Source organism: Salinigranum sp., from assembly GCF_041641895.1.
In the GTDB taxonomy this organism is placed as follows: Archaea; Halobacteriota; Halobacteria; order Halobacteriales; family Haloferacaceae; genus Salinigranum.
On record NZ_JBEPXO010000100.1, the window covers coordinates 1 to 12,627 of the forward strand.

At 67.7% G+C, this 12,627-nt stretch carries 12 protein-coding genes and 1 tRNA gene; 11 read left to right on the forward strand and 2 right to left on the reverse strand.

Annotated elements, in window-relative coordinates:
- From ACESK5_RS16845 to ACESK5_RS16860, 4 genes are all read left to right on the forward strand, one after another.
- On the forward strand, window positions 1-642 hold a 642-nt coding region (locus ACESK5_RS16845), incomplete at its 5' end, for a mechanosensitive ion channel family protein (protein ID WP_372912743.1).
- 171 nt (window positions 643-813) lie between these two features.
- Entirely contained in the window at window positions 814-1,242 is a 429-nt protein-coding gene (locus ACESK5_RS16850; RefSeq protein ID WP_103424116.1) for a 30S ribosomal protein S12, read from the forward strand.
- Window positions 1,239-1,853: a 30S ribosomal protein S7 gene (locus ACESK5_RS16855; protein WP_372912744.1), complete on the forward strand. Its 615-nt coding sequence runs from the start codon at window positions 1,239-1,241 to the stop codon at window positions 1,851-1,853. Before ACESK5_RS16850 ends, ACESK5_RS16855 begins: the two co-directional genes overlap by 4 nt.
- A gap of 122 nt (window positions 1,854-1,975) precedes the next feature.
- Entirely contained in the window at window positions 1,976-2,437 is a 462-nt protein-coding gene (locus ACESK5_RS16860) for a hypothetical protein (protein WP_372912745.1), read from the forward strand.
- 6 nt (window positions 2,438-2,443) lie between these two features.
- Here the strand turns inward: ACESK5_RS16860 and ACESK5_RS16865 are convergent, their stop codons facing one another.
- On the reverse strand, window positions 2,444-3,196 hold the full coding sequence (locus ACESK5_RS16865; RefSeq protein WP_372912746.1) for a DUF5781 family protein: 753 nt from the start codon (window positions 3,194-3,196) through the stop codon (window positions 2,444-2,446).
- A gap of 213 nt (window positions 3,197-3,409) precedes the next feature.
- On the opposite strand from ACESK5_RS16865, the gene ACESK5_RS16870 reads away from it, so the two are divergent.
- From ACESK5_RS16870 to rpsJ, 6 genes are all read left to right on the forward strand, one after another.
- Window positions 3,410-5,596, forward strand: coding sequence for an elongation factor EF-2 (locus tag ACESK5_RS16870; protein ID WP_372912747.1), 2,187 nt, complete (start codon window positions 3,410-3,412; stop codon window positions 5,594-5,596).
- A gap of 330 nt (window positions 5,597-5,926) precedes the next feature.
- Window positions 5,927-6,505 carry an amino acid-binding protein gene (locus tag ACESK5_RS16875; protein ID WP_372912748.1) on the forward strand — a complete coding sequence of 193 codons (579 nt, stop codon included), beginning with the start codon at window positions 5,927-5,929 and terminating at the stop codon, window positions 6,503-6,505.
- The gene (locus tag ACESK5_RS16880; RefSeq protein ID WP_372912749.1) at window positions 6,502-7,464 is read left to right on the forward strand and encodes a homoserine dehydrogenase; all 963 of its coding nucleotides are present in this window, start codon (window positions 6,502-6,504) and stop codon (window positions 7,462-7,464) included. The genes ACESK5_RS16875 and ACESK5_RS16880 overlap by 4 nt, the downstream gene beginning before the upstream one ends.
- Before the next feature lie 140 nt (window positions 7,465-7,604).
- Window positions 7,605-8,414 (forward strand): YihY/virulence factor BrkB family protein, encoded by an 810-nt coding sequence (locus ACESK5_RS16885; protein WP_372912750.1) that lies wholly within the window; start codon window positions 7,605-7,607, stop codon window positions 8,412-8,414.
- Window positions 8,415-8,609: 195 nt separating this feature from the next.
- A complete protein-coding gene (gene tuf, locus ACESK5_RS16890; protein WP_372912751.1) occupies window positions 8,610-9,875 on the forward strand; it encodes a translation elongation factor EF-1 subunit alpha in 1,266 nt (421 codons plus the stop codon).
- Between the two features lie 3 nt (window positions 9,876-9,878).
- Window positions 9,879-10,187: a 30S ribosomal protein S10 gene (rpsJ, locus tag ACESK5_RS16895; RefSeq protein WP_103424097.1), complete on the forward strand. Its 309-nt coding sequence runs from the start codon at window positions 9,879-9,881 to the stop codon at window positions 10,185-10,187.
- 64 nt (window positions 10,188-10,251) lie between these two features.
- Here the strand turns inward: rpsJ and ACESK5_RS16900 are convergent, their stop codons facing one another.
- Entirely contained in the window at window positions 10,252-12,063 is a 1,812-nt protein-coding gene (locus ACESK5_RS16900) for an ABC transporter ATP-binding protein (RefSeq protein ID WP_372912752.1), read from the reverse strand.
- A 379-nt stretch (window positions 12,064-12,442) separates the two neighbouring features.
- Here ACESK5_RS16900 and ACESK5_RS16905 point away from each other — a divergent pair.
- Window positions 12,443-12,514, forward strand: a tRNA-Ala gene (locus ACESK5_RS16905).
- Window positions 12,515-12,627 lie beyond the last annotated feature (113 nt).

Genomic DNA, 12,627 nt, shown 5'->3' on the forward strand with positions numbered 1-12,627 from the left:
TCTTCCGATCTCGTGTTGACCGACGCGTCTATCGTCATCGCCGCCGTCTCGCTCGTCGTCGGCGCGGCGAGTCAGGACGTCATCGGGTCGCTCGTCTCCGGACTGTTCCTCGTCGCGGACCGCGACTTCAACGTCGGCGACTGGATCTCCTGGCCCGGCGGCGAGGGTACCATCGAGGCCGTCGACTTCCGCGTCACCCGCATCCGGACGGTGAACAACGAGACCATCACGGTGCCGAACACGGAGTTGACGACGAACGCGCTCACCCGGCCCTACGGACGAGAGCGATACCGAATCACCGAACAGCTCGACGTCGCCTACGACGACGACACCGAGCTGGCGCTGAAGACCCTCGTCGACACGGCGCGCGAGGACGACCGGGTGCTGGACGACCCCGCCCCGACGTCGCGCATCGTCGCCTTCGGCGGCACTGCCCCCACACTCCAGGCGGAGTACTGGGTGTCCGACCCGATGGACGTGAACCTGGTGGAGGTCAAATCCGACTTCCGCCGACGAGTGAAACGGCAGTTCGACGAGGCGGGGCTCACGCTGGGACCAGCGTCGGGACACGAACTCTCGGGGGAACTCGCGGTCGATGTGCGCGAGCGGACGGGCGGGGCCGCCGACGGAGGAGCGAGCTGAGAGACGATTTCTCGCGGCAGTTCGTCGCCTGCGGGCCGCAGAGAGGGCGTCGTTCCGACCGTGCGAAACGGCCTCAGATTCCTCCTCAGGGGGTCATGCGCGTCGCTGCGGGCGTCTCGCCGGGTTCGAAAGAGGAGGCTTAAGTAGCTCCATCAGGAAGTGGAGGCTACTATGGCGAACGGCAAGTACGCCGCGCGCAAACTCAAGCAGGACCGCCAGCAGCGTCGGTGGTCCGACTCGAAGTACGCGCGACGCGAACGCGGTCTCCGGAAGAAGTCGGACCCGCTCGAGGGTGCCCCGCAGGCGCGAGGCATCGTCCTCGAGAAGGTCGGAATCGAAGCGAAGCAGCCGAACTCGGCCATCCGAAAGTGCGTCCGAGTCCAGCTCATCAAGAACGGCAAGCAGGTCACCGCCTTCTGTCCCGGCGACGGTGCCATCTCGTTCATCGACGAGCACGACGAGGTCACCATCGCGGGCATCGGTGGCGCGAAGGGCCGCGCGATGGGTGACCTCTCGGGCGTGAACTACAAGGTCGAGAAGGTCAACGGCGTGTCGATGATCGAACTCGTACGCGGGAACGCGGAGAAGCCAGTCAGATGAGCGAGTCCGAGTCTCCCGAACCGGACGCACCCGCCGACAGCGAGGAGGCGCGTTCGAACGCCCTGCTGTTCGGCGTCTGGGACGTCTCCGAAATCGAGTACACCGACCCCTCGACGAAGCGGTACATCGCGGTGACCCCCATCGCCCACACGATGGGCCGCCACGCCTCGAAGCAGTTCAAGAAGTCGGAGATCAGCATCGTCGAGCGGCTCATCAACCGCCTGATGCAGACCGAAGAGAACACCGGGCACAAGCAGAAGACGATGAACATCGTCCGCGACGCGTTCGACATCGTCCACGAGCGCACCGAGGAGAACCCGGTGCAGGTGCTCGTGACGGCCATCCAGAACGCCGCACCCCGCGAGGAGACCGTTCGTCTGAAGTACGGCGGCATCTCCGTCCCGCAGGCCGTCGACGTCGCGCCGCAGCGACGGGTCGACCAGGCACTGAAGTTCATCGCCGAGGGGACTCTTCGCGGGTCGTACAAGACGAAACGGAGCGCCGCCGAGGCGCTCGCCTCCGTCCTCATCGGCGCGGCCGACTACGACATGCAGTCGTACGCCATCAGTCAGAAGGAAGAGCGCGAGCGCGTCGCCGCCGCCGCCCGCTAACGCGGCGCACCTCGACTCCGTCCGCGGTTCTCTCTTCTCGTCTCTCTCCCACCCAGAGCGACGCGGCTCCGGGGACACGTCGTCGTCCGCAGGTTTTTGTCACATCCGCGAGTCCTCGGACCATGTCGCCGTGGAGAACGGTCGCCAGCGTCGTCGCGGGACTCGTCGTCACCGTCGTGCTGAGCGTCGCGACACTCCTCGCGCTCCCGGTCGTGGGACTCGCCACGGCCGCAGTCGTCGGGCCCACGCTCCCGACGTGGCTGTTCGCGGCCCCGCTGGCGCTGTGTGGCGCCGGCGGCGGCGCGACCACCGGACGCTTGCAGCGGGGAGACGGGAGACGGTGTGCAGTGCTCGGGGGTGTCGCGGCGGCGCTCGGGCTCCTGGTCGTCGGCGTGGTGCTGGGGCTCGTCGCACTGGTGTTCCTCCTGGGGATGACGCCGGCGCACGGGGCGGAGCCGAATCTCGCGGAAGCAGTGCGGACCGTGGGAACACTCGGCGCCGGCGTCGGGGCCGTCACTGGGACGGTCTCGGGCAGTATCGGCGGCGTCGCTGGCTCCCACTGGAGGCGGCGGACCGACGCGTGAGGGCTCTCAGTCGGCGGCCTGCTGGTTCCGGATGCAGTACTCCCGGGTGACGTCGACGAGCGCCTTGCGGTAGTCGCTCTCGGTTGGGTCGTGACCCAGCGAGGCGAAGTGCGATTTGAACCGCTCGAGGTTCACCTGTGGTGCGTCGTCGGCGGCGGCGTGGGCGAGGTCGTAGAGGCGGTGGCCGGGGTCGAGGAGGTCGTGGCGTTCACAGAGCGCGAGCGCGAAGGCCGCGTTCACGGCAGTGATCTCGGGGTCGGCTGCGGGAGAGATGCGCCGCGAGTCGGGGTGTGGCGCGCTGGGGCGGTCCGACAACGCCGCCGCGAGCTGGGACTCGAAGAAGCAGACGAGCTTCCCCGCGGGCGCGACCGAGAGCGTGAGGTCGTCGGCGTAGATGTCCTTCATGTGGTTCGCGATCTGGTAGCAGTGGGCGAGTTTCCGGCGCTCGACCGACCGACCGGCGAGCGCGAGGAAGAGCGCCTCCTCGGTCTGCTGGACGTGCGAGGGGTGCGCTTCCTCGTACCGGGCCATGTGGGCGAGTTCGTGCAGGGCGAGTTCGCGCGCCATCGCGCTGGTCGCCGCCTGCTGTGAGATGTTGAGGACGTGGTGGTCGGGGTAGTGGCCCGCCCAGGTCCGCTCGTCGGGGTCCGTCTGGACGTGGACTCTGACGGGGAGGTCGAGCGAGAACTCGGTCTCGAACAGGTCGGCCGCACTCAGAAAGGGGTCCGGTGGACTGGACCCGAGTACCCGGATATCCATGCGTGTCAGTACCACGCGCCGGGCAGGTATGATTCTTCTGCCCCGCCGTCTGGCGGTGCGGGGGACGCCCGGCGGCCGTCGCGGGGCCAGTCGGCCGCCGTCGCCGAGTGGCGTGCTAAATACCGGCACACGCCCGCAACGTGGCTCCAGACCCCCGATTTCGTCTCCGGCAAAACACTACCCTTTTGTCCCTCCTGTCGGTAGGAGGCTGTAATGGGCCGACGAAAGAAGATCGTACAAGAGTGCGAGAAACTGATGGACAAACCGGAGCAGATCCGGAACATCGCCATCGCTGCGCACGTCGACCACGGCAAGACGACGCTCTCCGACAACCTCCTCGCGGGCGCCGGCATGATCTCCGACGAGACGGCCGGTCAGCAGCTCGCGATGGACACGAAGGAAGACGAACAGGAACGCGGCATCACCATCGACGCGGCGAACGTCTCGATGACCCACGAGTGGAACGACCAGAACCACCTCATCAACCTCATCGACACCCCGGGCCACGTCGACTTCGGCGGTGACGTGACGCGGGCGATGCGCGCCGTCGACGGTGCGCTCGTCGTCGTCGACGCCGTCGAGGGCGCGATGCCGCAGACCGAGACAGTCGTCCGGCAGGCGCTCCGCGAGGGCGTCAAGCCGGCGCTGTTCATCAACAAGGTGGACCGCCTCATCAACGAGCTCCAGGAGGGTCCCAAGGAGATGCAGGAGCGGCTCCTCGACGTCATCGCCGACGTCAACGAGCTCATCCGCGGCATGACCCAGGACTACGACGACCGCGACTGGACCGTCTCCGTCGAGGACGGCACCGTCGCGTTCGGGTCCGCCCTGTACAAGTGGGGCGTCTCCGCACCCTCGATGGCCGAGACCGGCGTCGGCTTCTCGGAGGTCATCGAGATGGAGCGCAACGACGAGCGGCAGGAACTGCACGAGCAGTCGCCGCTCTCGGACGTCGTGCTCGACATGGTCGCCGAGCACTTCCCGAACCCGCTCGAGGCGCAGCCCCGCCGCATCCCGACCATCTGGCGTGGTGACGACGAATCCGAACTCGCCCGACAGATGCGCGAGGTCGACGACGACGGCGACGTCGTCTTCATGGCGACGGACATCTCGATGGACCCCCACGCGGGCGAAATCGCGACCGGGCGCGTCTTCTCCGGCACCATCCGCAAGGGTCAAGAGCTGTACGTCTCCGGAACGGCGGGCAAAAACCGCGTCCAGTCCGTCGGTGTGTTCATGGGCGGCGAGCGCGAGGAACTCGACCGTGGTGTCCCCGCCGGGAACATCGCGGCCGTCACCGGCCTGCGAGACGCCATCGCCGGTTCTACTGTCTCCTCTGTGGAGATGACGCCGTTCGAGTCCATCGAACACATCTCCGAGCCGGTCATCACCAAGAGCGTGGAGGCGACCCGCATGGACGACCTGCCGAAGCTCATCCAGACGCTCCAGCAGGTCGCGAAGGAGGACCCCACCATCCGCGTGGAGATCAACGAGGACACCGGCGAGCACCTCATCTCCGGGCAGGGTGAACTCCACCTCGAGGTCATCACCCAGCGTATCCAGAAGAACCAGGGCATCCCGGTCAACACCGGTGAGCCCATCGTCGTCTACCGCGAGGCCCCGACGCAGGAGTCCCGCGAGGTCGAGGGCGTCTCGCCGAACCGCCACAACAAGTTCTACATCACCGTCGAGCCCCTCTCGGAGGACATCGTCGACGCCATCAAGCTCGGCGACGTCGCGATGGACATGCCCGAACTGGAGCGCCGCGAGGCGCTGCAGGAACTCGGCATGGACAAAGACACGTCCCAGGACGTCGAACACATGTTCGGGACGAACATCCTCATCGACGACACGAAGGGTATCCAGCACCTCAACGAGACGATGGAACTCGTCATCGAGGGGATGGAGGAAGCCCTCGAGGACGGCCCGCTGGCCGGCGAACCGGTCCAGGGTGCGCTCCTCCGACTCCACGACGCCCGCCTTCACGAGGACACCATCCACCGGGGTCCGGCGCAGGTCATCCCCGCGGTTCGGGAGGCCGTCCACCGCGCCCTCATCGACGGCCAGGTGAGGCTGCTCGAACCCATCCAGGACGTCCGCATCGACGTCCCCTCGGAGTACATGGGCTCCGCCTCCGGTGAGATTCAGGGCCGCCGCGGCCGCGTCGACGACATGTACCAGGAGGGTGACCTCATGGTCATCGAGGGCATCGCGCCCGTCGAAGAGATGATCGGCTTCTCCTCGGACATCCGCTCGGCGACCGAGGGCCGGGCCTCCTGGAACACGGAGAACGCCGGCTTCCGCGTCCTCGCGGACAACCTCCAGACGGAGAAGATCACCGAGATTCGCGAGCGGAAGGGCATGAAGCTCGAACTGCCGCCGTCGGTCGACTACATATAGACCGCGCGACCGACGCGTCGACGGGCCAGCCACGCGGCGTCGGCCCCTCGTCTCTCTCTTCTCGACTGCGACTCCCGAGGTGCCGACCGGCCGGTGCGCCGGGACGAACACGCGACCCCTCACAGCGTCGCGACGACGGCGCGAGACACCGACGGCGAGACCGTCCACAACCGACGGAGGCTTATACCGCGACACAGAACACCCTTCCACAATGCGAACGGGCACGTACTCCCCGAACCGCATCGGCACGGAGCGACGACCAGCGGGCTCCCTGCCGGGGACAACAGGGGGGGACCGAACCCTCCTGCGGGACCGGGGAGGTGGGCGACGGTGAGCCACTCCACGGACGAGTCAGCGGACGTGCCCTCTCGGGAGGCGGAGACGGACGGCGGCGAGCGTCCACAGGCACACACCGTCCGCCTGGAACTTGCCGACGAGCCGGGGCAGTTGCTCGCCGCGCTCAAGCCCATCGCGGACAACGGCGGGAACCTCCTCTCGATTTTCCACGAGCGCGGGAACATCACCCCCCGCGGCCGCATCCCCGTCGAGGTCGACCTCGAGTGCCCACCCGACCGGTTCGAGAGCATCGTCGACGCGCTCAGGGGAGAGGGCATCAACGTCATCCAGGCGGGTGCCGAGCGGTACGGGGAAGAACTGAGCATCCTCCTCGTCGGACACCTCGTCGACACCGACCTCTCGGACACCCTCCACCGACTCGAGGAGTCGACGGCCGCCTCCCTGTCGGACCTTGCGCTCTCGGCCCCGGAGGGCACCGACGAACCGTCGAGCGCGCGGCTTCGCCTGGCGACGAGGCCGGGACAGGCCGAGGAGGCGCTCGCGTCGGTCCGCGCCATCGCGGCGGAGAAGGACCTCCACGTCGTCGAACCGCTGACGGAGGGGGCGCAATGAGCCTGCGACTGGCGGTCCTCGGCGCAGGCGCCGTGGGCGGGAGCGTCGTCGAACTCGCAGCGGAGTACGGCCACCGCGTCGTCGCCTTCGCGGACTCCTCCTCGGGACTCGCCGACGCCGAGGGCATCGACGCCGAGGCCGCCCTCGACCGGAAGAACCGCGAGGGCGTCGTCGGCGACGACGACCCCGACGACGTGCTCGCGGCCGACTACGACGTCCTCGTCGAGGCGACGCCGACGACGCTCGGCGACGCCGACCCGGGCTTCTCGCACTGTCTGGCCGCCCTCGAACGCGACCGGCACGTCGTGCTCGCGAACAAGGGTCCGGTGGCCGAGCGCTACGCCGACCTCCGGGCCGCGGAGGAAGACAGCGCCGGCGACGTCCTGTTCGAGGCGACCGTCGGCGGGGCGATGCCCGTCCTCTCGACCGTCGCCGACTACGGCCCGCGGCACATCTCTGCGGCCCGCGGCGTCCTCAACGGGACGGCGAACTTCGTCCTGTCGCGGATGGCCGCCGAGGGACTCGGGTACGAACACGTCCTCGCGGAGGCACAGGACCTGGGTGTCGCGGAGGCGGACCCCTCCTTCGACGTCGAGGGGACCGACGCGGCGCTGAAGTGCGTCATCGTCGCGAACGTCCTCAGCGAGGCACGCGGCGGCGACACCTACACGCTGGCAGACGCCGAGGTGGAGGGAATCAAGCACATCCCCGGGAGCGCGCTCGACCTCGCGACCGAGGACGGACGGACCATCCGCCTCATCGGCGAGGCCACGCCCGAGCAGGTACGCGTCGGGCCGCGACTCGTTCCCCAGCACGGGGCGCTCGCGGTGACCGGTACCCAGAACATCGTCCAGTTCGAGACCGAACACGCGGGACAGTTGAACGTCAGCGGCCGTGGCGCGGGCGGCCCGGAAACGGCGACGGCCGTCCTCGCGGACGTCGCCCGACTCGACAGGTAGCGTCGCGGCAGCGGAGAGGTCACGCGGGAGCGTCCCCGACGTGTCGCCGAGGGTGACACTGTTCGCGAACCGGACCCGAACGGTGACACTGTCCACGACCCCGAAAAAACGTTAACCGGGTGGCGGCGCTGGTATCAGCGATGGGTTCGAACCCTCTAGCAGCGGGGCCAGTCTCCTTCGCGCGGGCAGTGTTCGGCGCCGTCCGGGACGAGAACGTGTCGTTCATGGCAGGCAGTCTCGCCTACTACGGGTTCGTCTCGCTCGTCCCCTTCGTCGCTCTCAGCTTCCTCGCGCTCGTCGTCGTCGGGGGCGAGTCGCTCGCGCGGACCGTCGCTCGCCTCACCCGGTCGACGCTGTCGCCGACCATCAGCGCGTTCCTCAGAGAGAACGTCCTCAATGCCGCCGTCTCCGGGACGGTCGGCGCGTCGGTCGTGGGAGTTGTGACCCTGCTGTGGGGGGCGCTCCGCCTGTTCCGCGGGCTGAACACGGCGTTCGAGGAGATATACGACACGGCGGCGGACCCCTCGTTCGTCGACGGGGTCGCCGACGCGCTGGTCGCGCTGGTCACGATTCCCGTCGCCCTCGTGGTGGTGGTGGTCGTCACCGCGGCCGTCTCGCTCGTCGGCCTCGCCCGGGTTCCCGGGGGGACGGTGGTCCTCCTCGTCTGTTGCCTGGCCGTCGTGTTCCTGCCGCTGTACTACGTCTTCCCCGACGCCGACGTCTCGGTCCGGGAGGTCCTCCCCGGCGTCGTCGTTGCGGCGTTCGGGTGGATGTTGCTCCAGCAGCTCTTTCAGGCGTACGTCGTCCTGACGTCGCGGTCGGCCGGGAGTGCCATCGGTGCCGTCATCCTCTTTCTCACCTGGCTCTACTTCGCGGGGGTCGTCCTCCTCGTCGGGTGTGTGGTCAACGCCATCCACGGCGGATACTACGGGACGGAGCCGAGCGGGTGACCGGCGCTGGAATCGACGGGAGGCGGCGGGGCCTCGTACCCGTCGGGCCGGCGAGCGAAGTGGGACGACCGTGGCGCGTGCGGACGGGGCACAAACCGCCTGACAGCGCCGGAATCGGCCGTGTGACGTATCGAAATCGTTTTACGGGTCACAGGCAAAAGCTTCCCACAGAGCGCCTTAGCGCGTGACTTCACCATGAGTGACAAACCGCACCAGAACCTGGCCATCATCGGCCACGTTGACCACGGAAAGAGTACGCTGGTCGGCCGCCTCCTGTTCGAGACAGGCTCCGTACCGGAGCACGTCATCGAGCAGTACCGAGAGGAGGCCGAGGAGAAGGGCAAGGGCGGCTTCGAGTTCGCCTACGTGATGGACAACCTCGCCGAGGAGCGCGAGCGTGGCGTCACCATCGACATCGCCCACCAGGAGTTCGACACGGATCAGTTCTACTTCACCATCGTCGACTGCCCCGGCCACCGTGACTTCGTGAAGAACATGATCACGGGTGCCTCGCAGGCCGACAACGCGGTGCTCGTCGTCGCCGCCGACGACGGCGTCGCGCCCCAGACCCGCGAGCACGTCTTCCTGGCCCGGACGCTCGGGATCAACGAGCTCATCATCGCGGTCAACAAGATGGACGTCGTCGACTACTCCGAGGACACCTACAAGGAGGTCCGCGAGGAGGTCCAGAAGCTCCTCAAGCAGGTCCGCTTCCGCTCGGAGGACGCGACGTTCGTCCCCATCTCGGCGTTCGAGGGCGACAACATCGCCGAGGAGTCGGACAACACGTCGTGGTACGACGGTCCGACGCTCCTCGAGGCCCTCAACGACCTGCCCGAGCCGGAGCCGCCGACGGACGCGCCGCTCCGCCTCCCCATCCAGGACGTCTACACCATCTCCGGTATCGGGACGGTCCCGGTCGGTCGAATCGAGACCGGGACGCTCAACCCCGGCGACAACGTCTCCTTCCAGCCGTCGGACGTCGGCGGCGAGGTGAAGACGGTCGAGATGCACCACGAGGAGGTCGACCAGGCCGGCCCCGGTGACAACGTCGGGTTCAACGTCCGTGGCGTCGGCAAGGACGACATCCGCCGTGGCGACGTCTGTGGCCCCGCCGACGACCCGCCGACGGTCGCCGAGACGTTCAAGGCGCAGATCGTCGTCATGCAGCACCCCTCGGTCATCACCGCCGGCTACACGCCGGTCTTCCACGCCCACACGGCGCAGGTCGCGTGTACCATCGAGGCCATCGACCAGAAGATCAACCCCAAGACGGGCGAGGTCGCAGAGGAGAACCCCGACTTCATCAAGTCGGGTGACGCCGCCGTGGTGACGGTGCGTCCCCAGAAGCCCCTCAGCATCGAGCCGTCCGGCGACATCCCCGAACTCGGCAGCTTCGCCATCCGCGACATGGGTCAGACCATCGCCGCCGGCAAGGTGCTCGAGGTAACCGAGCGATAACCGATGCAGCAGGCACGCGTCCGACTCGCCGGCACGAGTCCCGAAGACCTCGACTCCATCTGCGGCGACGTCCGCGAAATCGCCAACAAGACGGGGGTCAACCTCAGCGGACCGATCCCGCTGCCGACGAAGACGCTGGAAGTGCCGACCCGTAAATCCCCGGACGGGGAAGGGACCGCCACCTGGGAGCACTGGGAGATGCGTGTCCACAAGCGTCTCATCGACATCGACGCCGACGAACGCGCGCTGCGGCAGCTGATGCGTATCCAGGTCCCTAACGACGTCTCCATCGAGATCGTCCTCGAGGACTGAAGCGCTAAGGCACCTTCACCTCTCTCGAGTTCTCTCTTGTCCAGACCGACCGTGAGCGGTCGCGCTACGTCGGCCTGACGCTCGTGGTCTGTGCCTCGTACAGCCGACTGTACTGTCCGGAGCGGGAGATGAGCGCGTCGTGCGGGCCGCTCTCGACCACCTCGCCGTCGTCGAGGACGTAGATACGGTCGGCGTGTCGAACGGTCGAGAGTCGGTGCGCGACGACGACGACGGTGTACTCGTCGCCGAGGTCGGAGATGACGTCGAGGACGTCGCTCTCGAGAGTCGCGTCGAGTTCGCTCGTCGCCTCGTCGAGGAGGATGACCCGGGCGTCGGTCAACAGCGCTCGCGCGAGCGCGACCCGCTGGCGCTGCCCGCCGGAGAGTTGTACCCCGTCCTCACCGAGGACGGTCTCGTAGCCGTCGGGGAGTGCAGGCAGGAACTCGGTGACTCGGGCGGCACGAGCGGCCCGTTCGACCGCCTCGTCGCTCGCGTCGGGAGCGGCGATGGTGAGGTTCCGTCGGAGCGTGTCGTCGAACACGTAGGGGTGCTGCTCGACCACCGCCAGTCTCGCCCGCCACTCGGTGGTGTCGAGCGTCGACAGCGGCCGGCCGTCGATGCGGACGTGGCCGCTCGTCGGGTCGTACAGCCCGGCGAGCAGCGAAAGCAGCGTCGACTTCCCGGCGCCCGACCCGCCGACGAGCGCGACGAACTCCCCGCGCTCGACCGTCAGTGAGACGTCTCTGAGGACTGGTTCGCGAGCCCCGTCGTAGGCGAACGTGACGTGGTCGAACGCCATCGAACCGACCGGCTGTGCGACCGGTGCCCCTTCGGTACGTTCGCGGCGGCGGTCGACGGCACCGACGAGGTCGTTCGTCCGGACGAGGTGCGGGAGTTGGCCGTCGAGCTTGTACACCCGGTGCGTCAGGTCACTGAGCGTCGGGGCGAGCCGAAACACCGCGAGCAGGAAGACGCCGAGCGCACCGAGCCCGAGACCGACGTACGCCAGCGCGACGTAGAGAACGACCAGGACGGCGAGGACGGTCAGGGCACGGTAGAGGTTCTGGACGGCCGCCTCGTTCCGCCGGAGTCGGACGCTCGCGGCGGCCTGTTCGGCGAGTGCATCCTCGAACTCCGCCGAGAGGTCTGACGCCGCGCCGAACAGCTTCACCTCGCTGTTCCCGTGGAGGACTGCGCCGAGGACGGACTGGACGCGCTGGTCGGCGTCAGCGACCCGGCTCCCGACGCCGTACGCCGGCTCGATGACGTACCGGACGAAGACGGCGACGAGGCCCAGGAGTGCGAGCGCGACGGCCGCCAGGAGTGGCGAGACGATGACGGCGACGCCGAGATAGACGACGGCGAGGAGGACCTGCTGGAGCGCGACGACCATGTTCTTGATGCCCTTCGCGCCGCGCTCGATGCGGGTGATGACGGCGTTCAGGAGTTCGTCGGAGCCCGTCTCGTCGAAGTACGACATCTCGGCGTCGAGGAGGGCGGCGAACAGTTCGCTCCGGAGGTGGCGGACGTACAGAATCTGGAGTCGGTCACGGGACCACTGCACCACGAACCCGAGCGCGTGTCGGAGCGTCAGGACGAGTGCGACGCCACCGACGACAGTCGCGAGCGTCATCTCGACTCCGATGGCGGCGTAGACGGACGCGAAGGCGGCGACCCGCTGGTCGCTCGAGTTCGTGACGTCGCCTCCGGCGGCGATTTCGAGCACGGGGAGCAGGAAGCCGAGCCCGATGCCTTCCAGAAGGGCGGCGAGGACGCTCCCGACGACGATGAGTCCTGTCAAGAGCGGACGGAAGGTCGCAATTCCGTAGAGCACACGCCGACGCTCTTCGGCCGAAAGCTCGGTCGGATCGCTCATGTGCCGTCACCACGCGGCGGTGGAGGCGGTGAGCGACGACCGCTTCCGAACGACGAGACGAGGCGGTCGTCTCCGAGAGACTGGATGGGAGGAATCGAGCGGGTCTGACAGACAGAGAGAGGCGACCACGGCCACACGCGAGGCGCGGTCGGAGAGGCGAGCGGGAGACACATATCGGATGCTGGGAGGAGGGAGCGAGGCATTGTTATTGGTCGACGAACGGTCGTTAACGACGCCATAGCGGGCGTGGTACCGACGGACGAAGCGAGCGACGGATGCGTCTGGGGGCGTTCGCAGTGGCGGCCTCGACGTCGAAGCGACTCGTAGACCGTCGATGAAACAGAACGCTCAAGTGCCGTGCCGGACTTTCGTCGAGTGCGGGCTCGTAGATCAGTGGCAGATCGCTTCCTTCGCAAGGAAGAGGCCCCGGGTTCAAATCCCGGCGAGTCCACTTATAAATTCAATCACCATACTGCGGCAGGGGCTTTATATTCTATTGCTGGAAGAGTTCGTTATGATTCGTGTCGGGGGTGTTCGCTGGCTTGCGATTCGTGGATTTAACTC

Bases quoted from the DNA above. Each gene is read 5' to 3' on its own strand.
- tuf (WP_372912751.1), top strand. From the start codon at position 8,610: ATGAGTGACAAACCGCACCAGAACCTGGCCATCATCGGCCACGTTGAC.
- ACESK5_RS16885 (WP_372912750.1), top strand. From the start codon at position 7,605: ATGGGTTCGAACCCTCTAGCAGCGGGGCCAGTCTCCTTCGCGCGGGCA.
- rpsJ (WP_103424097.1), top strand. From the start codon at position 9,879: ATGCAGCAGGCACGCGTCCGACTCGCCGGCACGAGTCCCGAAGACCTC.
- ACESK5_RS16865 (WP_372912746.1), bottom strand. From the start codon at position 3,196: ATGGATATCCGGGTACTCGGGTCCAGTCCACCGGACCCCTTTCTGAGT.
- ACESK5_RS16880 (WP_372912749.1), top strand. From the start codon at position 6,502: ATGAGCCTGCGACTGGCGGTCCTCGGCGCAGGCGCCGTGGGCGGGAGC.
- ACESK5_RS16900 (WP_372912752.1), bottom strand. From the start codon at position 12,063: ATGAGCGATCCGACCGAGCTTTCGGCCGAAGAGCGTCGGCGTGTGCTC.
- ACESK5_RS16860 (WP_372912745.1), top strand. From the start codon at position 1,976: ATGTCGCCGTGGAGAACGGTCGCCAGCGTCGTCGCGGGACTCGTCGTC.
- ACESK5_RS16855 (WP_372912744.1), top strand. From the start codon at position 1,239: ATGAGCGAGTCCGAGTCTCCCGAACCGGACGCACCCGCCGACAGCGAG.
- ACESK5_RS16870 (WP_372912747.1), top strand. From the start codon at position 3,410: ATGGGCCGACGAAAGAAGATCGTACAAGAGTGCGAGAAACTGATGGAC.
- ACESK5_RS16850 (WP_103424116.1), top strand. From the start codon at position 814: ATGGCGAACGGCAAGTACGCCGCGCGCAAACTCAAGCAGGACCGCCAG.